This is a genomic window from Granulicella pectinivorans (assembly GCF_900114625.1).
GTDB classification, from domain to species: Bacteria; Acidobacteriota; Terriglobia; order Terriglobales; family Acidobacteriaceae; genus Edaphobacter; species Edaphobacter pectinivorans.
This window is the reverse complement of sequence record NZ_FOZL01000001.1, coordinates 2,136,855-2,161,458: the sequence shown is the minus strand read 5'-3', so window position 1 is coordinate 2,161,458 and position 24,604 is coordinate 2,136,855. Positions and strand designations below refer to the sequence as shown.

General features: G+C 61.0%; 24 protein-coding genes. 12 read left to right on the top strand and 12 right to left on the bottom strand.

The features are described 5' to 3' along the window. Nucleotides 1-17: 17 nt before the first annotated feature. Nucleotides 18-950 carry a hypothetical protein gene (locus BM400_RS08695; RefSeq protein ID WP_089838515.1) on the top strand — a complete coding sequence of 311 codons (933 nt, stop codon included), beginning with the start codon at nt 18-20 and terminating at the stop codon, nt 948-950. 336 nt (nt 951-1,286) lie between these two features. Here the strand turns inward: BM400_RS08695 and BM400_RS08690 are convergent, their stop codons facing one another. The 7 genes from BM400_RS08690 to glnD all read right to left on the bottom strand — a co-directional run bounded on the left by BM400_RS08690 (nt 1,287) and on the right by glnD (nt 11,112). Further along, a complete protein-coding gene (locus tag BM400_RS08690; protein WP_089838512.1) occupies nt 1,287-1,778 on the bottom strand; it encodes a GNAT family N-acetyltransferase in 492 nt (163 codons plus the stop codon). 81 nt (nt 1,779-1,859) lie between these two features. Beyond that, entirely contained in the window at nt 1,860-3,011 is a 1,152-nt protein-coding gene (gene mqnE / locus BM400_RS08685; RefSeq protein ID WP_089838510.1) for an aminofutalosine synthase MqnE, read from the bottom strand. A gap of 12 nt (nt 3,012-3,023) precedes the next feature. Beyond that, nucleotides 3,024-5,099, bottom strand: coding sequence for a WD40/YVTN/BNR-like repeat-containing protein (locus BM400_RS08680; RefSeq protein ID WP_089838508.1), 2,076 nt, complete (start codon nt 5,097-5,099; stop codon nt 3,024-3,026). A 157-nt stretch (nt 5,100-5,256) separates the two neighbouring features. Further along, complete coding sequence (locus tag BM400_RS08675; protein ID WP_089838506.1) at nt 5,257-6,876, bottom strand: hypothetical protein; 1,620 nt, start codon at nt 6,874-6,876, stop codon at nt 5,257-5,259. A 203-nt stretch (nt 6,877-7,079) separates the two neighbouring features. Then, nucleotides 7,080-7,700 carry an NADH-quinone oxidoreductase subunit B gene (locus BM400_RS08670; RefSeq protein WP_089838504.1) on the bottom strand — a complete coding sequence of 207 codons (621 nt, stop codon included), beginning with the start codon at nt 7,698-7,700 and terminating at the stop codon, nt 7,080-7,082. A 90-nt stretch (nt 7,701-7,790) separates the two neighbouring features. Then, nucleotides 7,791-8,498: a hypothetical protein gene (locus BM400_RS08665; RefSeq protein ID WP_089838503.1), complete on the bottom strand. Its 708-nt coding sequence runs from the start codon at nt 8,496-8,498 to the stop codon at nt 7,791-7,793. After that, nucleotides 8,488-11,112 (bottom strand): [protein-PII] uridylyltransferase, encoded by a 2,625-nt coding sequence (glnD, locus tag BM400_RS08660; RefSeq protein ID WP_089838501.1) that lies wholly within the window; start codon nt 11,110-11,112, stop codon nt 8,488-8,490. The genes BM400_RS08665 and glnD overlap by 11 nt, the downstream gene beginning before the upstream one ends. A 171-nt stretch (nt 11,113-11,283) precedes the next feature. Here glnD and BM400_RS08655 point away from each other — a divergent pair, with 171 nt between their 5' ends. Next, nucleotides 11,284-11,721, top strand: a complete 438-nt coding sequence (locus tag BM400_RS08655) for a carboxypeptidase-like regulatory domain-containing protein (RefSeq protein ID WP_089838499.1) — start codon at nt 11,284-11,286, stop codon at nt 11,719-11,721. A gap of 139 nt (nt 11,722-11,860) precedes the next feature. Here BM400_RS08655 and BM400_RS08650 read toward each other — a convergent pair whose 3' ends face one another. The 5 genes from BM400_RS08650 to BM400_RS08630 all read right to left on the bottom strand — a co-directional run bounded on the left by BM400_RS08650 (nt 11,861) and on the right by BM400_RS08630 (nt 15,560). Beyond that, nucleotides 11,861-12,199 carry a P-II family nitrogen regulator gene (locus BM400_RS08650; protein WP_089838497.1) on the bottom strand — a complete coding sequence of 113 codons (339 nt, stop codon included), beginning with the start codon at nt 12,197-12,199 and terminating at the stop codon, nt 11,861-11,863. A gap of 52 nt (nt 12,200-12,251) precedes the next feature. Then, a complete protein-coding gene (locus BM400_RS08645; protein ID WP_245781760.1) occupies nt 12,252-13,634 on the bottom strand; it encodes an ammonium transporter in 1,383 nt (460 codons plus the stop codon). 231 nt (nt 13,635-13,865) lie between these two features. Then, on the bottom strand, nt 13,866-14,144 hold the full coding sequence (locus BM400_RS08640; protein ID WP_089838496.1) for a hypothetical protein: 279 nt from the start codon (nt 14,142-14,144) through the stop codon (nt 13,866-13,868). After that, the gene (locus BM400_RS22005; protein ID WP_175528931.1) at nt 14,141-14,593 is read right to left on the bottom strand and encodes a hypothetical protein; all 453 of its coding nucleotides are present in this window, start codon (nt 14,591-14,593) and stop codon (nt 14,141-14,143) included. The genes BM400_RS08640 and BM400_RS22005 overlap by 4 nt, the downstream gene beginning before the upstream one ends. 22 nt (nt 14,594-14,615) lie before the next feature. Then, nucleotides 14,616-15,560, bottom strand: a complete 945-nt coding sequence (locus BM400_RS08630) for an alpha/beta hydrolase (protein WP_245781759.1) — start codon at nt 15,558-15,560, stop codon at nt 14,616-14,618. 177 nt (nt 15,561-15,737) lie between these two features. Here BM400_RS08630 and BM400_RS08625 point away from each other — a divergent pair, with 177 nt between their 5' ends. The 10 genes from BM400_RS08625 (at nt 15,738) to BM400_RS08580 (ending at nt 24,595) form a co-directional block, all read left to right on the top strand. After that, nucleotides 15,738-16,613 carry an N-acetylneuraminate synthase family protein gene (locus BM400_RS08625; RefSeq protein ID WP_089838492.1) on the top strand — a complete coding sequence of 292 codons (876 nt, stop codon included), beginning with the start codon at nt 15,738-15,740 and terminating at the stop codon, nt 16,611-16,613. Nucleotides 16,614-16,616: 3 nt separating this feature from the next. Further along, complete coding sequence (locus BM400_RS08620) at nt 16,617-17,180, top strand: KdsC family phosphatase (protein WP_245781758.1); 564 nt, start codon at nt 16,617-16,619, stop codon at nt 17,178-17,180. 48 nt (nt 17,181-17,228) lie between these two features. Next, the gene (locus BM400_RS08615; RefSeq protein ID WP_089838490.1) at nt 17,229-19,058 is read left to right on the top strand and encodes a thiamine pyrophosphate-binding protein; all 1,830 of its coding nucleotides are present in this window, start codon (nt 17,229-17,231) and stop codon (nt 19,056-19,058) included. Between the two features lie 9 nt (nt 19,059-19,067). Continuing rightward, entirely contained in the window at nt 19,068-19,382 is a 315-nt protein-coding gene (locus BM400_RS08610) for a hypothetical protein (RefSeq protein ID WP_089838488.1), read from the top strand. Between the two features lie 39 nt (nt 19,383-19,421). After that, entirely contained in the window at nt 19,422-20,261 is an 840-nt protein-coding gene (locus BM400_RS08605) for a sugar phosphate isomerase/epimerase family protein (RefSeq protein ID WP_089838486.1), read from the top strand. A gap of 76 nt (nt 20,262-20,337) precedes the next feature. Next, the gene (locus tag BM400_RS08600) at nt 20,338-21,192 is read left to right on the top strand and encodes an SDR family oxidoreductase (protein WP_089838484.1); all 855 of its coding nucleotides are present in this window, start codon (nt 20,338-20,340) and stop codon (nt 21,190-21,192) included. 90 nt (nt 21,193-21,282) lie between these two features. Further along, a complete protein-coding gene (locus BM400_RS08595) occupies nt 21,283-22,056 on the top strand; it encodes an SDR family NAD(P)-dependent oxidoreductase (RefSeq protein ID WP_089838482.1) in 774 nt (257 codons plus the stop codon). A gap of 12 nt (nt 22,057-22,068) precedes the next feature. Continuing rightward, entirely contained in the window at nt 22,069-22,923 is an 855-nt protein-coding gene (locus BM400_RS08590; protein WP_089838480.1) for an SDR family oxidoreductase, read from the top strand. Between the two features lie 5 nt (nt 22,924-22,928). Further along, entirely contained in the window at nt 22,929-23,522 is a 594-nt protein-coding gene (locus BM400_RS08585; RefSeq protein WP_089838478.1) for a GtrA family protein, read from the top strand. Between the two features lie 44 nt (nt 23,523-23,566). After that, a complete protein-coding gene (locus BM400_RS08580) occupies nt 23,567-24,595 on the top strand; it encodes a glycosyltransferase family 2 protein (protein ID WP_089838476.1) in 1,029 nt (342 codons plus the stop codon). Nucleotides 24,596-24,604: the final 9 nt, after the last annotated feature.

The window sequence follows — 24,604 nt, the reverse complement described above, 5'->3', positions numbered from 1 at the left end:
TATCCCGGAGAACGTCGATGGAAGAATCCGCACTCAAAATGCTCATAGCGGCACTAGAATCTCAGCGTGACGCATTAGCGTTCTGGCTCAACTTATGTTCGTTGGCAGTTGCAGTTGGGGTAATTGCAGAAATTGCCTTTGTTCTCCGTGCATACTCCGAAGATATGGATGACTGGAGGCGAGGAATTGTCCGCGCTCCACATCGGCCAAGTAAAAAGTGGCTTTGGTTTGAGCTGTTTGGAGTACTACTCGTCTCAGCCGGAGTTGCCGGAGAATTCTGGGTGGACGTAAAGGCCGGTTCTCTGGAAACCCAGATCAGAAAAGCCAACGGCAACCTGGTTCTCTTCTTGGAACAGAAGACCGAAGCAGCCTCCAAATCTGCTCAAGAAGCAGAACACGCTGCGGGTCGTGCCACCGAACTATCCGATGTTGCTAAGAAAAAAGCTGAATCGGTATTCGGAATTGCAGCCAAGGCAAATGAATCTGCGACGGGCGCTCTCGCTATGGCTGGTGATGCCAAAGCACAAGTAGGAGAAGTAAAATCCAACATTGCCGATGTCGACGCCAAATATGCTCCCCGTACCCTCTCTAAAATCAATCGGGAAGTTCTTATCGAATTTCTGCGCAAGGCACCTGTAAAGCCAAAAGAACCGATTCAAATGAACTTTGATGTAACGGCAACCGACGGCGAAGTATACGGCAGGGAAATCGCATCCGCAATTAATGAGCCGTCTACTGGCTGGAAGGCAAACAATCCGGTTGTGGCGACGGGAGACGGAGAAAAAGTCGGGATTTTCTTGGCAGTACGCGAGATTGCATCAGCACCACCGGGGGCTGCATTTCTCCAGCAAGCGCTAAAAAATGCAGGTATAGGTGGCCAGGGTATTGAAGACCCTCGGCTACCGGTAGGGTCCTCGAAAATCATGATTTTGATATGTAGGAAAAACTGACGTGGCGCGCCAAATCCTCGGTACAGACAAGTCACCTCTCACGCCAACCATGTATATCTTGTGCGCAGGGTGACGTAACCGTTCCGAGGAAACCCGAGGATGTTTGTCGGAATCGCGTCCGAGGTACCAAGCAAAGCTAAACCCGCTTCCCAGCACCACAATCACACCACACGCTGTCCATCTCAACCACACATTGCCCCACCAGCTACCATCTAAATTTTATGATGAGCATGCCAACGAAACCATCCGACAACCCAAAGAAAACCCCATAAACCCCAAAGAAAAACCACAAATCTCTGAAAATCTCCATAAAAACAGAACTTCCATTTTCGAGCCTCAAATCGGTCTGACCAATCCCCCAAAATCGATCCCCCGCGCATAGTACAGCGCATCCACCCCATCCCCATAAAAGTCCGGCACCGCCCCCACCAGACCGAACCCCAGACGCTCATAAAACCGGATCGCCGCCGCATTCTCCACGAACACATGCAGCTCCATCCGCCGGGCCCCCATCGCCCACGCCTTCTCCGCAATCCACCCCATCATCGAACGCGCGAACCCACCCTGCCGCCACCCCGGATCGACATCAATCGTAACGAGATAGCAGACATTCCCCTCCACCTCGCCAATGGCAAAACCCGCCACCTCCCCGCCGGCCTCCGCCACCACGGAGACCGCCCCAGGAGCTTCCGCAAAATCCCGCATCGCATGCAGGCTGAACTGAAATCGAGGCTCAAAACAAACCTGATCCAGCCGAAACAGGGCCAGAATATCGCTTGGACGATACTCCCGCAGCTCCACCCCACCCGTCCCCTGCCGGATCGTCATAGAACGCCACAGCCCAAAGCCGCAAACTCATAGCTCACAACTGAAAACTCATAGCCGATAGGAAAACGCTCCGCTCCCCCTCTACACCGCAACCGTAAACGAATCCTCACTCCGCGTAACCGCCTTATAAAGCGTATCCCGCTCAAACGGCACGCGGCCCGCCTCGGTAATCAGACGAATCAGGTCCTGACGGCGCATCCCCTGCGGAGTCGTCGCCCCGGCCTCGTGGTAGATCTTCTCCTCCACAACCGTGCCATCGATATCGTCCGCCCCAAACCGCAGCGAGATCTGCGCCATCTTCGGCGTCACCATCTGCCAGTAGCTCTTGATGTGCGGGAAGTTGTCGAGCATCAGGCGGCTCACCGCGATCTGCCGCATATCCAACATTCCAGTCGACTTCGGAATGTGGGCAAGCGCCGTATGATCCGGATGGAACGACAACGGAATAAACGTCTGGAACCCACCCGTCTCATCCTGCACCTCGCGCAGCTTCACCAGGTGGTCGACGCGGTCCTCGTCGTTCTCCACATGCCCGTAGAGCATCGTCGCGTTCGACCGGAAGCCCATCTTATGCGCCAGCCGCGCCGTATCCAGCCACTCCGACCCATCGATCTTGTGGTCGCAGATGATGTGCCGCACTCGGTCCGCAAAGATCTCCGCGCCGCCGCCCGGCATCGAGTCGACCCCGGCATCCTTCATCTTCTGCAGCGCCTCGGGAATCGTCATCTTCCCGCGCTTGGCCAGGAACGCAACCTCGACCATCGTGAAGGCCTTGATGTGTACCTTCGGAAAACGCTCCTTCAACCCCTTCACCAGGTCCATAAAGTACTCAAAAGGAAGGTCCGGGTGCAGTCCGCCGACGATATGAAACTCCGTCACGGCCTCCGTGTACCCCTCACCCGCCGTCGCGAAGGCCTCTTCGAGCGCCATCGTATACGTGCCTTCCTCGCCCTTCTTCTTGCCGAACGCGCACAGCCGGCACGAAGCGACGCACACGTTCGTCGGGTTGATGTGGCGATTCACGTTGAAGTACGCGATATCCCCATGCAGCCGCTCCCGCACCAGGTTCGCCAGCCAGCCGACGGCCAGGATGTCGCCACTCCGGTACAGCGTCACGCCATCGTCGAAGCTCAGCCGCTCGCCCGCCTGCACCTTATCAGCGATCGGAAGCAAACGCGAATCATCCGTTTGAAAAGAGTGCCGTGGCCGCGTGGAGAAGGTCGTATCGCTCATCGTGTGTTAATTCTAGTCCTGACCGCCGCCCGCGCCAACCTTGACCGTGCTTGGTTCGCTCCGGTCCACCATCCGCGGCTGAATCACGACGCCATCAAACAGCGTCGCACCCAGATAGTGGTCGCCCACTGGACGCAGGAAACGCAGCGTCCAGCCCACATCCCAGTACGTCACCTTCCGCGTCGCGACTTCCAGTCCGTACGCGATCTGATTCGTCCCGTTCGCCGTCACCAGAATCTGGTTGGACCTCTCGTCGAAGTAAAGACTGTTCACATCGCGCACATACAAGTTGCTCAACACCTGCCAACTCCCCCCGTTATTCGACGAGACAAATACGCCTTCACGCCCCGCAGCCCAGATCTCTCCCCGGCCATCGACAGCCAGCGCCGTCATCTGCAGCACCTTAGGAGGTAGCGCCGTATCCATCCAGGTCGCTCCACCGTCTGATGAGGTCATGATCTTGTCCAGGCTCGCGACGGCCACCACGTTCTTTGCCGAAGCCATAAAGCGCCACTCGTCGCCACCCATCGAAGCAACGGGAGCCCAGTTCTTTCCAGAGCTCGGACTCACCAGAAGCCCACGCGACGTAGCCGCGTACATCTTCAGCCCGACCGTGACCATGGCATGCACCACACCGTCGAACGAACCCGCTCCGTCGCCCGCCGAGCCAGCGTGTGGTACGGCTGAGGGGGCCGGAATAACCCGCCCCTTGGCTGGAATCCGCGCCTTCCCCCGCACCGGCGTCTTCGCCGACGCCCTGGGCCGTGCCGCTGCACCGCCCATCATGGACGGATCGATCGACCTGTTCCAATAAATGTCCTCGTAGCGGAAGATCCCATGATTCGTACCCGCTACCAGCGTTCCGTCGGGAGCCTCCGCCAGGCTGAACACATCGCGCCCGCGCAACCCCTCGCTCCGCTGGTACCAGCTCAGTCCGCCATCTCGGCTCAAGAAGACACCGCCCCACTCCTTGTCGTTTACCACACCGACGTACATCATCCCGGGCCGCGCAGGGTCCACGAGGAACGCTGAAATCTGACGCGCCGAGAATCCGCTGTTCGCCTCGGAAAATGAGTCCCCGCCATCCTCGCTCACCATCACGCCGCCGCGGTCCGTCGCCAGGAGGACATGCTGCGTGTTCGACGTGTCGATAAACACATCATTGACGATCACTTCCGGCCCTGTCGTCCTCCTCCACGTCGCTCCGGAATCAGTCGTCCGCCAGAGCCCTTCCGTCGTGCCCGCAAAGACGATGTTCAGATGTTCTGGGTCCTGCCGCAACACGCGCGTTCTGCGCGCCGTGGAAGGAATCCCCTGCACCTTGTGAAAATGCCCTGCGCCATCCTCACTCTTGTAAATCCCGGAACATGCGCTTGCGTAAACGATCTGCGGATTCACGGGGTCCACAATAATCGAAAAGACGTCCGAGTCGTCGATGATCCCGGTCTTGATATTCGACCAGCTCACGCCGCCGTCCGCCGTCTTCCACGGCAAGTGCCGTGTCCCCCCATAGATCACCGACGGGTTATCCGGAGCGATCGCCACCGATTGAAAGTTATGGATCTCGTTGCTATCGGGAGGCGAGATCAGGTTCCAGGTCTTCCCAGCGTCCATCGAGCGAAAGATACCATTCAGGGTACCCGCGACGATCACCCGCGGATTGGAGGGTGACGCAGTCAGCGCGCGCACCGACTGCCCCTGCATCTGTTTCTGAGCAGCCCAGGTTGTACCACCGTCGTAACTCTGGTAGATCCCCCCATCGGGATGATCCAGAACCCATGCCCCAACAATCAAGTGCTTTGGATTCAGAGCATCAACCAGGATGTGGTCGAGAGCCAGATCATCCCGTTTGCCGACCGAAGCCATCCTCGACCAGTGCATGCCGGCATCGTGTGAGTCGTAGATCCAGCCGTTCACCGTGCCCATGTAGATATGCTTCTGGTTCGTGGGATCCCCGGCAAAGGCACGTGCATCCCCACCGTACGGGCCAAAGGGGTACCACGGCGCAGCGGCGCCCGGGAGAGCGGCAAGCAAGAGGCAGGCAGAGGAGAAGAAACCTAGGGTCCGGCGAACTGTGAAGAGTGACATCCTATCCATTCTGACGCCAGATACAGGGGAGATACTGTTGGCGTTTGAGATTCATTCGAGACGAGCAAGACTCTGAAACGATTGTACAAAGACAGTCAAACAAAAGGCTGACTGGGATTGCTCCCAGTCAGCCTTTGCATTGCAAGCAGTTCGAGAACTACTTCTTGTGATGACGCTTTGCGACTCCCTTGCGGGGCTGAGCGACAACAGCGGTCTCGTCGACCATCGTCGTGCCGGTCGAGTCCATCGTGGCACCCGAGGGGATCAGCGTTGTCGACACCGACTTGGAGTCCGACGTTCCGGTGTAGACCGAGATGCGACCTGCGTCGATCCCCTTCTCCGTTACGAGGTACGCCTTGGTGTTGACTGCGCGCTCTTCAGCCTTCTTCGCAGGTGCCTTTTCCGTGCTGGCTGCCGAGCCGACCAGTGCGAGCTTCGCATCGGGCGTACGCTGCAGGTTCAGGGCTACGTCGTCAAGGCAAGCCTTGGCTTCGTTGTCCACACGGGTGGGACGCTTCTTGTCGCGGTCGAAAGCAACCGTGCAAAGAGCCTGCGTCTTGGGTGCCGGCGGCGGGGGAGGAGCAATGATGGAGACGGTGGTCATCTGCGAAGCAGTCTGGCCCTTATCGTCAACCACATTGCAGGTGACAGTGATCGTTCCGGGAGCAACGCCAGCCGTCGACAGGGTCGCGGTGGAGGTGCTGCCGCTTACCGAACCAGCCGTGGAGCTATAGCTGTAGGTCAGGGGACGGTTCTGCGGGCTCACGCCATTGGCGGTGATCGTCGAAGAATCGCCGGGCTTGACGCTCGAAGGATTCGCAGAGCAGCTGATGGTCGGCGGCTCGAAGGCCTTGACCGTGAACTGCGCCGAGCAGTCTGCCATCTCACCAGGCTTGTTGCCCTCGGTGACATGACCCTTGACCGTGTAGGTGCCAGCCGAAAGCGTCTTCGTGTCGACGTTCGCCACGTTCGAGGTGCCGGAGACCGTTCCGCCATCAGCCGACCACGTGTAGGTGGCGTTCTTCTTGGGGTTCAGGTTCGTCGCGGTACCCGTGACCGTGATGGGGTCGCCAGGGAAGATCGTCGTCGGAGCAGCAACGCAGGCATAGGTGACAGGAGGCGGCGGGATGATATGACCGAAGTGCGTCACGATACCGGTGCTCAGGTCCACACCGCTGAGGTTAGCGCGTCCACCCAGAACACCGCCCGTCGGGATACCGGCGTACGGACCGTAGTTCGCGTGGATGTAGCGATAGTCAGCCTGGAAAAGACGGAGCGAGAAGCGATGATCGAAGAACGGCAGATCGTAGTCCATGCCGCCGCCGACGGTGAGCGTCGGGCCCCACTGGTAGGGGTTATGGTAAGGCAGAGGACCATTGCTGTTCGGACCGCCCAGCTTCGCGCCACCCACCATGCCGTGGGCAAAGAGGGTGTAGTTCTGCATCGGGGCGCGGAAGATGGGTCCGAGTGACGAGCTGTACAGACCATCGTTCGTGCCGCTCGGATGCGCAACAAAGTTGATCTCAGCGCCGACATACTTGTTGAAATAGTAAGCACCGCTGCCGATCGCACCGTAGTTGATCGACGCATAATTGATGTAACCCGGCTTGAGCTGTCCGTGTGCTCCGAAATAGGAGTAACCGGTGAAGACATCAACGCGCGACGGGTTAGGCCCAAGCGTAGGGGCAGTCTGTGCACCCAGGCTTGCTACCCCAAGACTGACGACACAAGCAGCCAGTGCTAACCGGCCAAGACTGCGAAACGGGCGATAAACCATTCGACTTCCTCCACTAAAAATTCTTACAAAAATCGCCGGGTTCACAACTTCCCGGGTGCTGTGCTCTGGACAACCGAAGTTTACCGCAGTTGATGAACGTGTCGAGAACAAAATTGGACTGCGGTAACGTTTAGCTAAAATCTAGCAGTAATCGCCGTCAAAAGACCGGAAAACTACCGCACAACGGCAAAGGAGTAACCAAACTACTTACCCAGATTCAGCGTCCTCCGGAGCGCCCCGCGCTCCTGCTGAATTTTTTCCTGCAACAGCGTGATGGCATACAGCAACTGTTCCGGGCGCGGGGGACATCCAGGAACGTAGATATCAACCGGAATAATCTGGTTGACGCCCTGAAGCAAAGCATAGTTGTTGAAGACTCCTCCCGAGGTCGCGCAAGCGCCCATCGAGATCACCCACTTTGGCTCCGGCATCTGCTCATACAGCCTGCGAATAACCGGCGCCATCTTCTGCGACACGCGACCCGCAATAATCATCAGATCGCTCTGCCGCGGCGACGGACGAAACACTTCCGCGCCAAACCTTGCGATGTCGTACCGCGAGCCACCCATCGACATCATCTCGATCGCGCAGCACGCGAGACCGAACGTCATCGGCCACACCGAGTTCTTGCGAACCCAGTTGATCGCCGCGTCCAACGACGCCAGCACGATCCCCTCAGGCTGCTCATAGCCCCAGTTCACCTCGCGAAGCTTTTCCTGGTTTTTGCCGAAGCTGTCCAGCGCACCGAAAAAATACCGGTCATCCTTCTGCGGCACCGCAGTCGGACGTCCATTGCTCGTTGTTTGATTGGAGTCGGGAGTCATAAGAATCAGTATAAAGGGGTTCAGGGCGAAACACGGTAAGACAAAAGGCTGATTATTCGGATGGATGCAGGCTTTGCGAATTGGGTTGGCTTAAAGAATGGAACATGATCCAGGAACGAGCTTTATTCCGCTCGCAGGCACCATCCCCGGCGGGACATCGAGCGAAAACCGGAAACGAATCCACTCCAGTTTGCCCAGAGGGGTCCCCTTGCCATCCGCCGGTTGGTCGATCCGGTGGGCTGTCGTCGTGAAGTGGACCGCCACGGCATTGGCCGATTCCACCTGATCCGCCGTTCCCGGAATCAGCCCTGCATCCAGGATCTCCAAGGTCGCCTCCGGAGCCGCAGCCACCAGGCGGCCCAACTCCGCGTCGTCGGCCGGCGATGGGTCCTTCGCCGTCGTCACCTTGTCATACAGACGCTGCAGCGCCGCATGGGCAGCCGGCGTGGCCGCATAGCGGAACCGCCGCGGATTCCATCCCACCGCATCCTGAGCCCGAAACCCGAGCCCCGTACTCACAATCAGCGGACTCAGCGACCGGTAGGGCGGCGTGGCCAGTTCGGCCGAGTCATGTGGGTCACGTGGTCCGACCGCCGGAACCACACGCACCGCCCACCCTTCGGCGATCGGCTCCAGTCCCACCTTCAGTCCGCCACCGATAATCTTTTCGTAGCCGCGGCCCGCAGCCACCTCGCCCTCGACGACCATCCTCCGGCAGGAACCAGGCTTCGGCGTCAACACGCCCTGCCCGAAACCGACCGCCGACAACACCAGAACCAGAGCGACCCTAACGCGCATTCTCGTCCATCGCCTCCAGCAGATCGAGCCGGAGCTGGATCTGCATCGCCTCATCCAGCTTCGCACCTTCGCGCGTCAGGTAGAAGACGTCGATGGCCATCTCGCCCTCGGTATCGACCAGTGCGACCTCCACGTTGCATCCGTGGCTCGCCAGCGTCAGGCTCAGCGCGCGCAGCAGACCCGGGGTATCCTGCGCGACCACCTGCACCAGGGTGCTCTGCGACGAGGCCTCCTGGTCGAAGTCGATGCGCGTCTCAACCGTCACCTTGGGAGCCTTCCTCTTCGCGCGCTTCCGGCTGGCCAGCATCTTGTCGACGGTCTGCTTCCCCGTCAGGACGTCGTGCGCGCTGGCCACGAACCGTCCACGCTCGCTCTCGTTCATCTCCAGCGTCTTGAAGCTATCGGTGAAACGGAAGCTGTCGACGACCACCCCCTGCGCGTTCGAGAACGCATCCGCCGTCACAATGTTCATCCCCCAGGCCGCCAGTACACCGGCCATGGTCGCAAAGAGGAGCTCGCGGTCCCGCGTCACCAGCGTGATTTCGCTCGCCTCCGGGGCATAGGAAAAGTCCAACTGCACCGGATCCTCGGCGAATCGCATCGACATCTCGAACTGGCGACGGATCTGTTCCGACGACCTTGTCCGCAGATACCGCTCGGGAAAGCCTTCCAGGTACGCCTCGACTTCGGCCTTCCTCCCCGGAGCGAAGGCCACCACGCGATGCACCAGCTCGCTGCCCGCGCGGGCACTCACGCGGTCGTCGTCCACGCTGCGATCCAGGTAGTTCGACGTGGCCACGTAAAGCCGCCACAAATTCTCCGCCTTCCACGGCGTCAGCGCATCCGGATGCACCGCATTGATGTCGGCATAGGTGAACAACGTGAGCATGCGCAGCGCCTCGATGGTGCCCACCCGCGACCCGAACGCCCGCACTGTCTCCATGTCGAAGATGTCGCGTCGCAGCGCAGCCGACATCTCCAGATGCTGCCGGACCAACGCTTTCACCAGATCCTGCTCATGGCTCTCAAGCTGAAGGCGTTCCACCACGCTCCGGGTCATCCGCTCGCTCTCGACCGCGTGCTGCTCGCCGCTATGGCCTTTGCCAGTGTCGTGCAGGAGCGTGGCCAGAAATAACAGCTCCGGATGGATCAGATCCTCAAGCAGCCGGGCAAACTTCGCCGCCCATTCCCCCGCCGCACCGGCCTGCGGCCTCCTGAGCGAGTGCAGCGTGTCGATCGCCACAAACGTATGCTCGTCCACCGTATAGCGGTGATACGCATCCCGCACGACCAGCGCATCGATGCCGTGGAACTCCGGAATCAGCAACTCCAGCAGGCCCATGGCATGCATCGCCCGCAGCGCATCGCCCGCAAAGGGCCCCTTCAGCACCTCGCGCAGACGATGCCATAGCGCTGGTCCCTCTTCAAGATGCGCCGAGATCAGAGGCAGCGCGTTCGACAGGCGGTCTTCGGTCTCGCGAGACAGCACAAAGCCATCCCGCGCCATATCCACGAAGAGGTGCAGGACCACATGCGGCTCGTGCGCCGGATCTTCCTGCCCCGGAACCGCCGGATCGAGCGTCGCCCTTCCCTGCTCCACCCGGAAGCCCTGCGCGGCAATCGCGCCCACCCGCCGCAGCATCGGCAGCTTCAGCTTCCGCGGCAGGGGAATCTCGCTCAGTGCCTGCACCGCGCGGCGGTTCACAATGCGCGCATGCCGGAAGTAGATCCGCATCCAGTACGAAGCATCGCCCCGCCGTCCGTGCGGCCCAATCCCAATGCCACGTGCCGCGGCTTCGTCCTGCGCCTGCCAGTCGAGCGTATTGTCGTCGCGCTCACGCCGGTAGTGCAGAAAACATCGCACCGTCGCCAGAAATTCGAATGCCTCGCGAAACTCGCCGTCGTCTCCCGGAGCCAGCACGACGCCCTTCTTCTTGCCCATCTCCAGCAGACGCCCGATCCACTGACAAACGTGGACATCCCTCAATCCGCCAGGGCAATCCTTGATATTCGGTTCCAGATGAAAGAGTGTGCCGCCGTACTTCGCATAGCGACTCCGGACCAACTCCGCGAGCTTGGTCATGATGGTCTTACCATCCTTGCCACCGAGCCGTTCACTTGCCAGCATCTGCATCCGCGCAAACAGGCCGGCGTCCCCGCACACGCGCCGGGCATCGAGCAGAGCCAGCGCCGACTCCACGTTCTCGGGGTCGAGCTTGTCCGCTTCGGTCAACCCACGCGTCACCGGCGAGGCGCGCACCCCGGCATCCCAAAGGCTCTGGCTCACCCGGCGAATCGAGTCCTTCGCCTCCGACTCCGCGAACTTCGTATCCAGCAGAAAAAGAAGATCCACATCGGACGAGGGAAACAGTTCACGCCGTCCATACCCGCCTACGGCGATCACAGAGACGTTGTCCCGCAGCCTTTGATTGCCTGCGCTCTCCGCGCTCCACAACGCCGCCACCAGGGAATCCATCGCTGCGGAACGGGCCAGAATCGCCGCCGCCCCCGCATCCGTCCCGCCAGCCGCGGCTTCAAATGAAACGCGAAGGCCGAGCATCTTTTCGCGGTACTCTTCGCGCGCCGCCAGAGCCGAGTCGCCCTCCTCCGTCATCGACAATCCTCCAAAAACATATTCCCTGAAAGTGCATGATCTCCCAACGAGACCTTGAGATCAACAAAAGCTTTCCCATCGGCGAGAATCCGCCCAAACGCGTTATTCGAAACTTCTCCCAAGGGGCATCGTCTCAAACCTTAACGAAGAAACTCCCCAAGAGGATGGTCTATGCTGAAGCCGTTCTTTTCTTATCGCCACGGATGCCCGTTGCTTGCACTCTGTCTGCTTCTCACCGCTGGCGCAGCTTCCACCTATGCGCAGTCCGCGACCGGGCCGCAGAGCAAACGCGTCGCGACCATCCGCTTCGGCACCAACGGCAGCAACCCGGAAGGCACGCAGGACCCCAAAGAGCGCATCCTGAGCGGTAGGGTGCAGGACACCAACGGGAAGACAATCAAGGACGCCGTGGTCTTTCTGAAGGACAAGCACGACTCCTCGGTCAAGAGTGTCGGCGTGGACGATGGTGGCTCTTACCGCTTCGTGCAACTCCAGCAGAACCACGACTATGAAGTCTGGGCACAGACCGAGAAGAAGAAGGGTGCGATTAAGACCATCAGTTCCTTCGACGACCGGGCAGACATCCCATTGAATTTGAAGATCGAGTAATGCCGCCTGCACAGGCAGCGGTCACTGCGTGACTTGGATTCAGGGTGTCCGATGGACCGTGCGAGCCTCCCGCGAGTCGGGAAGGAAGTCTATACCCAACCCGCAGGAGAGTGTCGCATTTGCCGGTTTCCGGCGAGACTTACAGGGCGATCTCGCCCCGCTCGTCGTTGCGAATCCGGATGGCTTCGTCGATCTTCGAGACGAAGATCTTGCCGTCGCCGATCTTGCCCGTGCGTGCCGCCGTCATGATGGCCTGAATCGTCTTCTCGACCATCTCGTCGGTGGTCACGATCTCCAGCTTCACCTTCGGCAACAGATCCACCGAGTACTCCCGGCCACGGTAGAACTCCGTATGCCCCTTCTGACGCCCGTGCCCACGCGCTTCGAGGATGGTAATCCCCTCGATGCCAATCTCCACTAGAGCTTCCTTCACTGCATCCAGCTTCGACGGCTGAATCACTGCTTCAATCTTCTGCATAAAATCCTCTCGTCCGTTCTAAGCCCTGGGCGTTACGCCCTAAGCCCTGTCGTTAGTGAGCCCAGTCGTAACCCTCTTCGCCATGCTGCGACAAGTCAAGTCCAGTGCGCTCATCTTCTTCACTGACACGCAGACCGATCGTCTTGTCGACCACAAACAGTATCAGGAGAGTGCCCACGATCGAAAGCGACCAGGCAATGCCGACGCCCACGAACTGGTTGAGAAGCTGCTTGTGGTTGCCGGCAAAGAAACCGTCGATGTTGACACCGGGATTGATGAACGCACGCGCGAACAACCCGGTCAGGATGGCTCCCAGCGTTCCGCCCGCACCGTGGACGCCAAAGGCATCCAGCGAGTCGTCGTAGCCGAACAGAGCCTTCACCTTGACGACCATGAAGTAGCAGAACACGCCCACAATCAGCCCGATCCAGAGAGCGCCCATCGGCGTCACGAAGCCCGCTGCCGGTGTAATGCCGACCAGCCCGGCCACGCAGCCCGAGATCGCTCCCAGAGCCGAAACCTTACCCTGCCGCAGCCACTCCGCTGCGCTCCATCCGCAGGCAGCAGCCGCCGCGCCAAAGTGCGTCGCCACGAATGCCGAGGTCGCCAGCGTGCCCGCGCCCAGAGCCGAACCGGCATTGAATCCAAACCAGCCCACCCACAGCAGACAGGCACCGATAAAGCTCAGCACCACCGAGTGCGGAGGCATCGGAATCTTCGGATAGCCAAGGCGCTTGCCCATGTAAAGCGCCGTCACCAGCGCCGATACGCCCGACGTCACGTGAACCACCGTACCGCCCGCGAAATCGAGACAGGGGAACTTGCCGCCCGTCACATTGAGGAAGCCGCCCACACCCCACACCATGTGTGCCATGGGACTGTATACGATGAACGCCCACAGAACCATGAACACCAGCATGGCTGAAAACTTCATCCTCTCCGCAAACGCGCCCGTAATCAGCGCCGGAGTGATGATCGCAAACATCAGTTGATACACCATGAACGTCTGCAGCGGAATCGTCGCCGCGTAACGAGGATCGGGCATCAGCCCCACACCACGCAAAAACACGTTATGCAGCCCGCCGATGAACGCATTGCCGTCGCCAAAGGCCAGCGAGTACGTCACCAGCGCCCACAGCACGGTGATCACGCCCATCATGGCGAAGGTCTGCATCATCGTGCCGAGAATGTTCTTCTTGCGCACCAGGCCGCCGTAGAACAGAGCCAGCCCGGGACCGCTCATCATCAGGACCAGAGCCGCCGACACCAGCATCCAGCCGTTATCGCCAGCCGTCTGCGCAGCCGCTGCCGCAGCGGTATTCGCCGCGACCTGCTTCTCGAGCGCCGCCATCCGGTCCGCATCCGTTGCCGGAGCAGTAGCCGCCGGAGCCTGGGCCAACACCTGCACCCCACTCACCGCGAAAGGAAGCATCATAACCAAAAGAAGCAAAGACGACCGAAGCCTTGAAAAACTCATACGCGCATCACCTTATTATTTTTGAGCCAGCAGAGACCGCATGGAACCGGAAAGCGGGGGAAGAGAGAACTCCTACAGACACCCGCGGGTGTCCGAAGAAATTTCTGTCAAAATCGGTGTTCGATGGGCTTACTCTACACAACCCAGCCCCGTCGCTCCAAGCAGAAACTCCGGTCTAAGCCAAAAGTCCTAAGCGCGACATAAGAGTTCCGTGACGATCTCTTCCCACTCTTCCCGCAGACTTCCCCTGGCCTCTGGCCGTCCCGCACGCCGGTACCAATACCCGGCATTCCACGTATCGCCTTCTTTGCGATGGAGATACGCATGCACCCAGGCCCCGTCCGCGCCTTCGACATCCTGTGCAATCTCGTGCGCCTGCTTCCAGTCGCCCTTGGCATCCCACCACAGCGCCAGCAAAAGGCCGCTGAAATCGTCGGCGTTCGCCTCCTCGAAGGCACGAACCGTCACTTCGCCTCCTTCGCCGGCCAGGTCGCCATCACCGTCGTCGTCATTTGATCCACGATCCCACCCTGCACCAGCGCATTGTCCGGAGCCGCCGGCATCATCAAACGGATAATCCCATCCCGGTCCGTCGCAATCAGAAACGGAAAATCGGTCGCGTCGAAGTCCGCGAGAACCGACGGAGACACCACCAGCGTAGGCGTCTTCCGTAGCTGCTCCGAGACGGTCTTTGGCGTTTCCGATTCCTTCGCACGCGCTCCCCCCTTCGCCACGGGCGTCTTCGCTGGAAGCACCGGCGGCGTGCTGTCCGCCAGCAAAGCACGTCCGACCAGTTTTCGACGCTGCGATGCGTGATCTCCACCGGGGCACTCGCCCGTTCCAACGCGGCCTGTGGCGAAAGCAGAACCGGCGGCACAGGAGTCTGTGCCGCCGCGACATGCAGCAGAATCACCCAAGAAAGTACTCAGGCGACCCAATCTACTGCCCCATCAAGCCACGAGCCCTCATCCAGGCCGCCAGAAGGTCAGACCACCCCTTCAGATCCGGGAACCCCGGAGCCAGCCCCACCCCATGCGGCCCATGCTGGTACAGATGCAGCTCAGCCGGCACCTTCGCCTTCACCAAAGCCTCATAGAACATCACGCTGTTCAGCACTGGGACGGTCCCGTCGTCAGTCGTCGCAAAGAGAAACGTGGGTGGCGTATCCGCGGTCACATGCTTCTCCGCGGAGAGTTCGCTCACCAGAGCGGGGTCCGGCGTGTCGCCCAGAAGATACTTTCTCGATCCGGCATGCGCCAGGGGAGCTTCGAGTGTGATCACCGGATACGACAGCACCAGAAAATCGGGTTTGCTGCTCATCCGCTCGATCGGGTCCGCCGAGCTTGCCTCACCGGCGTCATAGCGCGTCCCTGCGGTTGCCGTCAGGTGTCCACCCGCCGAAAAGCCCCACATCCCTATATGATCCGCGGCAATCCCATACTCCGCCGCCCGCTCCCGCACCGTCCGGATAGCCCGGTGCGCGTCGCCAATCTCGATGGGATGGTGATACACCGGCCCAAGCCGGTAGCGAAGCACGAAGGCCGCGACGCCATGAGCATTCAGCCAGAGCGCGATATCCTCGCCCTCCTTATTCATCGAGAGATGCGTATACCCACCGCCTGGTGCGACCACCACACCGGTCTTGGTCGGATTCGGCACCGTCGGCAGATAAACCCGCAGCGTGGGCCGGTCGGCGGCCGTCTCCCCCTGGGCTCCCGGCGCGCCGTTCTTGCCGCCCGGCCCATCCGGCCACAAAAGCATCTCGGTTCCCGCCTTCATGCCGGGCGTCACCCAGCCCGTGGGTGCGGCCGCCGAAGCCTGTCCCATCGCCAGAGCCGTGCAACCCGCCAAAACCAGCCCCGCCAGTCTTTTTTCGAAGTTCATATAACCCTCGTCGCAAAAATGACGTCCTAAGAAAGCAGAACGACCCATGGGAGCCATAGTAAGCCCACACCATTACCCTGTGGACGGACTGATCGGCTATCTGCAACAATTCGACATGTTCCGCCTGAACCCATTCCGTTCAGACATACGTCCCGAAAGGGCAAACCCGGAGTTTCAATGAGCACTGTCAAGATCGGCAACAAACTTGTAGGCGCAGGCCAGCCCTGCTACGTGATCGCGGAGATCGGCATCAACCACAACGGTGACGTCGACCTGGCAAAGCGCCTGATCAGTGTCGCCGTAGCCGCCGGTTGCGATGCCGTCAAGTTCCAGAAGCGCACCATCGACGTGGTCTACACGGCCGCGGAACTCGCGACCCCACGCCCCAATCCCTTCGGCACCACCAACGGCGACCTGAAGCATGGTCTCGAGTTCGACTACGAAGACTTCGCCGAAATCGATGCTTTCTGCAAGTCCGTGAAGATCCCATGGTTCGTCTCCCCCTGGGACGAGGGTTCAGTTGACTTCATGGAGCAATTCGATACTCCGGTCTACAAGATTGCCTCGGCATCGCTGACCGACGACAACCTGCTGAAGCACATCCGCAAGACCGGCAAGCCCGTCATCGCCTCCACCGGCATGAGCACCTACGATGAGATCGACCACGCCGTCGCCGTTCTCGGCACCGACGACCTCATCCTGATGCACACCACCAGCACCTACCCGGCGAAGTACGAGCAGTTGAACCTCCGCGCCATCCCCACGATGGCCGCTCGTTACCACCTGCCCATCGGCTACTCCGGCCATGAGACCGGCATTCCCACCTCCGTCGCCGCTGCCGTTCTCGGCGCCTGCTGCGTGGAGCGCCACATCACCATGGACCGCGCCATGTGGGGCTCCGACCAGGCGGCCTCACTGGAGCCGAACGGCATCAGCCGCCTCGTCCGCGACATCCGCCTCTGCGAGCAGTCGATGGGCGATGGCATCAAGCGCGTCTACGACGAAGAGATCCCGGTCATGAAGAAGCTGCGCCGCGTCGGAGCAGCCGTCTAGCTCATGGCAAAGCGATCCAAGCAACTTACCGATGGCCTGCAGAACCTGCAGGCCATCGCCTTTGACGTCGATGGAACACTCACCGACGGAACCCTCACCTGGAATGCCTCCGACCCCGCTTCCGAGTCGAAGTCCTTTCACTTCGCCGACATCATGGGAATCTCGCTGGCGCGCCGCCTGGGCATCCAGCTCGCCCTCATCTCCGGCGAGCCCTCGCCCCTCGTCGACCGCTTCGCCGACAAGCTCCGCATCCCTCACGTCATTAAGGGCTGCCGCGACAAGGCCACGGCACTCCGCGAGTGGTCCGAAAAGACGGGAGCGCCTCTTGCCGATACCTGCTTTTTTGGCGACGACGTGAACGATCTCTGGGCCATGGAGATCGCCGGCCTGTGCGCCTGCCCGGCCGACGCCGCGGAAGAGGTGGTACGTTACGTCTCGGCCCACCCGCGAGGCTTCGTCTCCCAGCAGCTCGGCGGAGCCGGTGCCGTCCGCGAGTTCGTCGACGCCCTCCTGAAAGTCCGCAACCTCGAAGGCAAACACGTCTTCAAACTCCGCCCACCCGAGTAAGCCGCGCTGCCCGCAGCACACCATTCCGTCCGTTTAGAATTGAGACCCATGAAGCTTTCTGACTATGTAGTGAAGTTCGTCGCCGATTTAGGCGTGACCAATGTCTTCCTCGTCACCGGTGGCGGAGCCATGCATCTCAACCAGTCGCTCGGCGCCGAAAAGCGCATCCACTCCATCTGCAACTCGCACGAGCAGGCCTCCGCCATCTGCGCCGAGGGCTACGCCAAAGCGTCGAACGGACTTGGCGTCTGCATGGTCACGACCGGCCCCGGCGGCACCAACGCCGTCACCGGAGTCGCGGGTGCGTGGTGTGACTCTACGCCAACCCTCTACATCTCCGGCCAGGTCAAGCGCCCCGACCGCATGTTTGCGCCCGACGGCACCCCCCTCGGCATGCGCCAGCTCGGCGTTCAGGAAGTCGACATCGTCTCCATCGTCAAACCCATCACCAAGTACGCCGTGACGATCCTCGAGCCGCTCGACATCCGTTACCACATGGAGAAAGCCGTCTGGCTCGCTCTCAACGGACGCCCCGGCCCCGTCTGGATCGACATCCCCCTCGACGTACAGGCCGGCCCCATCCCCGACCCCGAAACCCTCCGAAGCTTCGATCCCGAAAGCCCGTCCGAATCCGGCCACATCGTCAAGGGCTCCGACTTCGCGGCCGAAGTCACCACCTTCATCGAGAAGTTCAACGCCTCCGAGCGCCCCCTTCTCTTCGCAGGGAACGGCATCCGTTTGGCCCGCGCCGAGAAGGAGTTCGAAGAACTCCGCACCTTCCTTAACGTCCCCACGGTCGCCACCTGGTGCGCCGCCGACCTCGTCCCATCCGAAGACGCGACCTACGTAGGCCGTCCCGGATCGGTCGCCGCCCGAGGAGCCAACTTCGCCCTCCAGAACTCTGACCTGTTGCTCGCCATCGGGGTCCGTCTCGACTTCGCCATCACCGGCTACGCCCCCCACAACCTCGCCCGCGAGGCCTGGAAGGCAGCCGTCGACATCGACGCCGCCGAGCTCAACAAGCTGCACCCCTACCTCCAGCAGCCCATCCAGGCCGACGCCAAGGCGTTCCTCACTGAACTCCTCAAGCGCAAATCCGAACTCAAGCCCCGCGACTTCAAGCCCTGGCTCGCCCGTTGCGCCGACTGGAAGACCCGATACCCCGTCGTCACCGACGAACACCGCAAGCCCGAAGGCCTCGTCTCTATCTTCAACCTGTCGGAAGTCCTGGGCACGGAAGTCAGCAAGGAAGACCGGCTCGTCGTCGGCAACTCCGGCTCCGGCATCGAGATCTACCTCCTCGCCTGCCCCACGCTCCACTCACAGCGCCTTTACCACACCGCCGGCCTCGGCTCCATGGGCTACGCCATCCCCATGGCCATCGCGGTAGCCATCGCCAACCCCGGACGCGAGGTCATCGCGGTCGACGGAGACGGCGGATTCCAGTTTAACATCCAGGAGCTCGAGACCATCCACCGCCTCCAGCTTCCCATCAAGTTCTTCGTCCTGAACAACGATGGCTACTCCTCCATCCGCGCCAGCCAGAAAGCCTACTTCGGCTCCGCGTCGATCGGGGCAGACCGCAACACCGGCCTCACCATCCCGAACCTCTCGAAGGTGGGCGCCAGCTACGGCTTGGGCACCTACGTCATTCACGACCAAACCAACCTCACCGCCGACGTCCGCAAGGTCCTCGACATGCCCGGCCCGGTCCTCTGCGACGTCAACGTCCTTCCCGACGAGGTCCGCGCCCCCCGCCTGCAGTCCTACCAGAAGGAAGACGGCTCCTTCGTCTCCAAGCCCCTCGAAGACCTCTTCCCCTTCCTGCCTCGCGAAGAGTTCCTCGCCAACATGATCGTCAAACCATTACCCGAATAATCCCTAGAAATGAAATACCAACTCGTCATCCAGTTCGAAGCTCCCCGGTTTGAAACCTTTGACGACCTGATCTCACTCGAGGACCTCTTGCGCGGGAAGTTAGAATCCCACGCTGAGGTCCTCGTCGACGGGCACGATTACGGTTTGGGCGAGGCTAATATCTTCATTCATACAAACGAACCTCAAGCAATCTTGGAAGTTGTCGGAGAAACCATCGAAGAAGCTCGTCCCGGCCTTCCGTTCGCAGCCGGTTATCGGGACTTTGATGAAGATGAATACACACCCCTCTGGCCGCTTAACCTCGAGCAGTTTCGCGTGGCTTAACTTCAAAAAACTCAGCAAGAGTGGTATCACCGGAGTCAAATGCCCAAAACCTACGGCATCATGCAAGGCCGCCTCGCCCCTCCCGAAGACGGCCGCTTCCAATCCTTCCCCCGGGCGGCCTGGCGAGAAGAGATCCCGCGCGCCCGCGAAGCCGGCCTCGACTACATTGAGTGGATTCACGACGACTACGACAAGGGCGCGAACCCCATCTTCACCCCGGAAGGCCGCGCCGAACTAGCCGCCCTCAAAGCCGCCAGCAACATCAAAACCCCCGCCCTCTGCGGTGACTGGTTCATGGACTTCCCCTTCCTCCGCTGCACGCCGGAAGAGCGCGAAGCCCGCGAACAGCACCTCCACGAGCTCCTCCCCATCGCCGCCGCGATCGGCGCAACCCGCATGGTCATACCTATCGTCGACAACTCGAAGATCCAGACCGAAGCCGACAAGGACATCATCGTCGAAGTCCTCAACCGGGCCCTCCCGCTGGCAGAACAAGCAGGCGTAGAACTCCACCTCGAAACCGACCTCAATCCCGAGGACTTCGCAGCCTTCATGGCCCGCATTCCCCACCCGATGCTCAAGGTCAACTGGGACTCCGGCAACTCCTCCGGCCTCGGCTACATCGCCAGCGAAGAGTTCGCCGCCTACGGAGACCGCATCGGCTCCATCCACATCAAGGACCGCTACCGCAAACCCGAAGGCGGCATCGAAACCCGCCCCCTCGGCACCGGCTCCGCCGACTTCGACGACGTCTTTGCCTGCATGCAGCGCATCGACTACAAAGGCGGCGTAACCCTCCAGGTAGCCCGCGGCACTCCCGGCGACGAAGTCAACTTCATCCAGACCCAGCTCGCCTACATCAAGCGATACTGGTCTTAGCGTTAGCCTTTTTGGTTGTCATTCCCGAAGGGAATCTGCTGTTCTTCCCTGTCGGCACAACTTGATCCGGAGCCCCATGCCTATCACCGCCGCCGACCTCCGCACCTCCAGCCTCTTCTCCCTCGAAGGCAAGACCGCCGTCCTCACCGGGGCCTCCGGCTTCCTCGGCCGCACCTTCGCCCTCGCGCTCCTCGCCAACGGAGCCCGCGTCGTGGCCCTCGGCCGATCCGACCGCCTCCAGTCCGAAGCCAAGACCTGGGCCAACGAATTCGGCGCGGACAAGATCGCCGTCCACCAGATCGACATGTACGCGACCGAGGCCCTCAACGGCCTCTGCGACCGCATCGCCGCGGACGAGAAGTCCATCGACATCCTCATCAACAACGCCCACGAACTCGGCGCGAACACCGGCTTCAACATCCCCGAGGGCTCGCTCGAAAACGCCAGCATGGACCAGTGGATGAAGAACCTCCAGGGCGGCGTCTACTGGGCCGTCCAGACCACCCAACGCCTCGGCATCAAGATGAAAGAGCAAAAGCGCGGCTCCATCATCAACATCGCCACTATGTACGCCACGGTCGCCCCCCGCCCCCAGCTCTACGAAGGCACCACCTCCCTCAACCCCCCAGGCTACAGCGCCTCCAAGGCAGCCCTCGCCGCCTTCACCCGCTACACCGCCAGCTTCTGGGGGCGCGAAGGCGTCCGCGCCAACTGCATCTCCCCCGGCCCCTTCTCCAACACCGAAGACACCACCGAAAACGCCGTTGCCGAAGACTCCCCCTTCGTGCAAAAACTCAAGGGCTACACCGTCCTCAACCGCATCGGCCGCCCCATCGAGCTCTGCGGAGCCCTCCTCTACCTCGCCTCCGACGCCAGCACCTATGTAACCGGCCAGAACCTGATTGTGGATGGCGGCTGGACGGCTGTTTAGCGCCCACCGGCAGGTACAAGCTCAGACGGCGATAACCGCACGCCGGGTTTGTCACGTTTCCGACAGGGCTTTCCGGTAGGCTGACGAGATATGAACCTTCGCCTTACCGACCAGGTCGTCTTTGTCGCCGGCTCCTCCCGGGGAATCGGCCGCGCCATCGCCACCGCACTTCTTGAAGAAGGAGCCAGGGTCGTCTTCACCGGGCGCAATGAAGAGACGCTCGAGAGAACCATCGCCGATGTAGCGACCGCGGAGAACCACAGCCGCATCCTGCCCATCTCCGGCGACTTCACCGACCATAACTCCATCCGCTCCGCCTTTGCCACGACGATCGGCCACTTCGGCCGGATCGATCACCTTATCGCAAACCTGGGCACCGGCTCCGGTACGCCCGGCGCGACACCTCCACCGGATGACTGGACGCGTCTCTTCGAGCAGAACTTCTTCGCGTCCGTCCGGCTGACCGAAGCCTGCCTTCCGCACCTGCGCAACTACGGAGGTTCGATCCTGTACATCTCCTCGATCGTCGCGGTGGAGGCAACGCCGGCCCCGCTTCCCTACTGCGCGGCCAAGGCTGCGCTCAACAACTACGCGAAAAATCTCAGCCGCCACCTCGCCGGCGACAATATCCGCGTCAATACCATCTGCCCCGGCAATATCCTCTTTCCGGGCGGCACCTGGGAGCGGCACCTGAAGAAGAACCGCGAGCCGGTCGAGGCCATGCTGCTGTCCGAGGTTCCGCAAAATCGCTTCGGCACCCCAGAAGAGATCGCCTCGCTGGCAGCCTATCTTTGCTCGCCCCTGGCGGCTTTCTCGACCGGCGGAACCTACATCATGGACGGCGGCCAGACGCGCAGCATCTAAACTGGTACTGATATGTCCCTTGATCCGAACCATCGCGTGAAAGACCTCTTCGACCTCACCGGCCGCGTCGCCATCATCACGGGCGGCGCGGGTCTGCTCGGCTACCACCACGGAGCCATCCTCGCGGCTGCGGGCGCCTCGGTCGTCCTGCTGGACCTCGCAGGCGCCAACCCGGCGCTGCGTGCCGAGCAGCTTCAGATGGCGCACGGTCCGGAGTGCCTCGGGCTGGCAGCCGACATCACCAGCGAGCACTCGTTGCAGGAAGCTCGCGACCAGATCCTCGCGAAGTTCGGGCGGATCGACATCCTGATCAACAACGCCGCGAATAACCCCAAGGTCGAGACCAAGGACGGTGCCACCTCGCAGGCGTGGTCCCGGCTGGAGAACCTTCCGCTCCAGGTGTGGAACGATGACATCAACGTCGGTCTGACCGGGGCGTTCCTGTGCGCGCGGACCTTCGGTGCCCAAATGGTCAAGCAGAACTCCGGTGTGATCGTGAACGTGGCCTCGGACCTCGCGCTGATCGCGCCCGACCAGAGGCTCTACCGCAAGGACGGCGTGCCTGAAGATCACCAGCCGGTGAAGCCGGTGACCTACTCGATCGTCAAGACGGCGCTGATCGGACTGACACGGTACCTGGCGACCTACTGGACCGCCCACAACATCCGCTGCAACTCCATCTCTCCGGGCGGCGTCTACGCCGGCCAGCCGGAGGAGTTCACGGCAAAGCTCAATCAGTTGATTCCGATGGGGCGCATGGCTCACAAGGACGAGTACCAGGGCGCGATCCTGTTCCTGTGTTCCGATGCGAGCTCCTACATGACCGGCACGAACCTCGTCGTCGATGGAGGCCGCTCCTGTCTCTAGAGGACATGTCGGTCGAGGACATTGAGGTCGCCGGGGTTCCTACGATCCCCGAAGAGCCACGCGCCAAGACGAGCCTCGTTCCTGGCGGCCAGTTCCTGCGCTACCTCTGCGTGGGTGTCTTCAACACGGTCTTCGGATACCTGACCTACGCCATCGCCTTTACGTTGCTCAGCGCCGTCGTGCCCGCGCGCCTGCTTTACCTGGCGGCACCGGCGGGGGCCATCCTTTCGACGCCGTTGAACATCACCGTCGCGTTCTTCGGCTACAAGTTCTTCGTCTTCCGGACAAGGGGCAACTACCTCAAGGAGTGGCTGAAGTGCTTCGCGGTCTACGGGACGGGCATGCTGCCCGGGCTGTTCGCGCTCTCGGCCATCACGCGTCTGCTTCAGAGCCTTCTGCACCACCACGCCACGCAGTTGATCCCCATCCTTTTGACGCTGGAATCGCATCTCACCGGCAGGGCGCTTGCCACGCTCCAGCACATCGGCCACGCCAGCACGATGGCCGGCTACCTGGCGGGAGCGCTGACGATGGGGTTCACCACCGTGTTCGGCTTTATCGGCCACAAAAAAGTCACCTTCGCGACTAAACCCTCCTGAATCACCGCGATCAACTACACTCGTACCGGAGACAAAACCCACCCATGAGCCGCCGAAACATCACCATCATGACCCCCTGCTACAACGAAGAGGACAACGTCCTCAACGTCTACAACCAGGTACGCGCCGTGATGGCCACGCTCGCCGACAAGTACGAGTACGAGCATGTGTTCATCGACAACTCCTCCCGCGACAACACCGTCGCGATCCTGAAGTGGATAGCGCGTGAAGATCCGAACGTGAAGATCATCGTGAACTCGCGGAACTTCGGACATATCCGCTCGCCCATTCATGCGCTGTTCGCTTCGCGCGGAGAGTGCGTGATCTCCATCGTGGCCGACCTGCAGGATCCGCCGCCGATGATCGTCGACATGCTGCGTGAGTGGGAGAACGGCGCCTACTGCGTGCTGGGCATCAAGCGCACCAGCGAAGAGGCCTCACTGATGTTCTGGCTCAGGAAGCAGTACTACAAGCTGGCCGAGCGACTGAGCTCCATCGAGACGATCCAGAACTACACCGGATTCGGTTTGTACGACCGGAAGGTAATCGAACTCGTCCGCTCCTTCGACGATCCGTATCCATACTTTCGCGGCATGATCGCGGAGATCGGACTGCCCACCGTACGGCTGCTGTACGACCAGCCCGTACGCAAGTTCGGCATCACCAAGAACAACTGGTACACCCTGTACGACATCGGCATGCTCGGCATCATCAACCATTCCAAGGTGCCCCTGCGTCTGGCAAGTTTCGCCGGGTTCGCCGGTGCGTTCGTCAGCTTTCTCGTTGCGATCGGATACTTCATCGCGAAAATTCTTTTCTGGTCCACCTTCACGGTGGGCATCGCGCCGATGTTGATCGGCGTCTTCTTCGTGATGTCCATCGTGCTGGTCTGCCTAGGCATCATGGGAGAGTACGTGGGTGCGATCTACACGCAGCTCCAGCACCGCCCGTATGCGGTGGAGTTGACGCGCGTGAACTTTGAAACCGGCTTCGGCACACCGCGCCAGGAGCCAGTCACCCTGAACGGCATCACCTCCGGCAACCCGCTGACAGTCACCGCGGTAGCCCCTTAACCGACATGT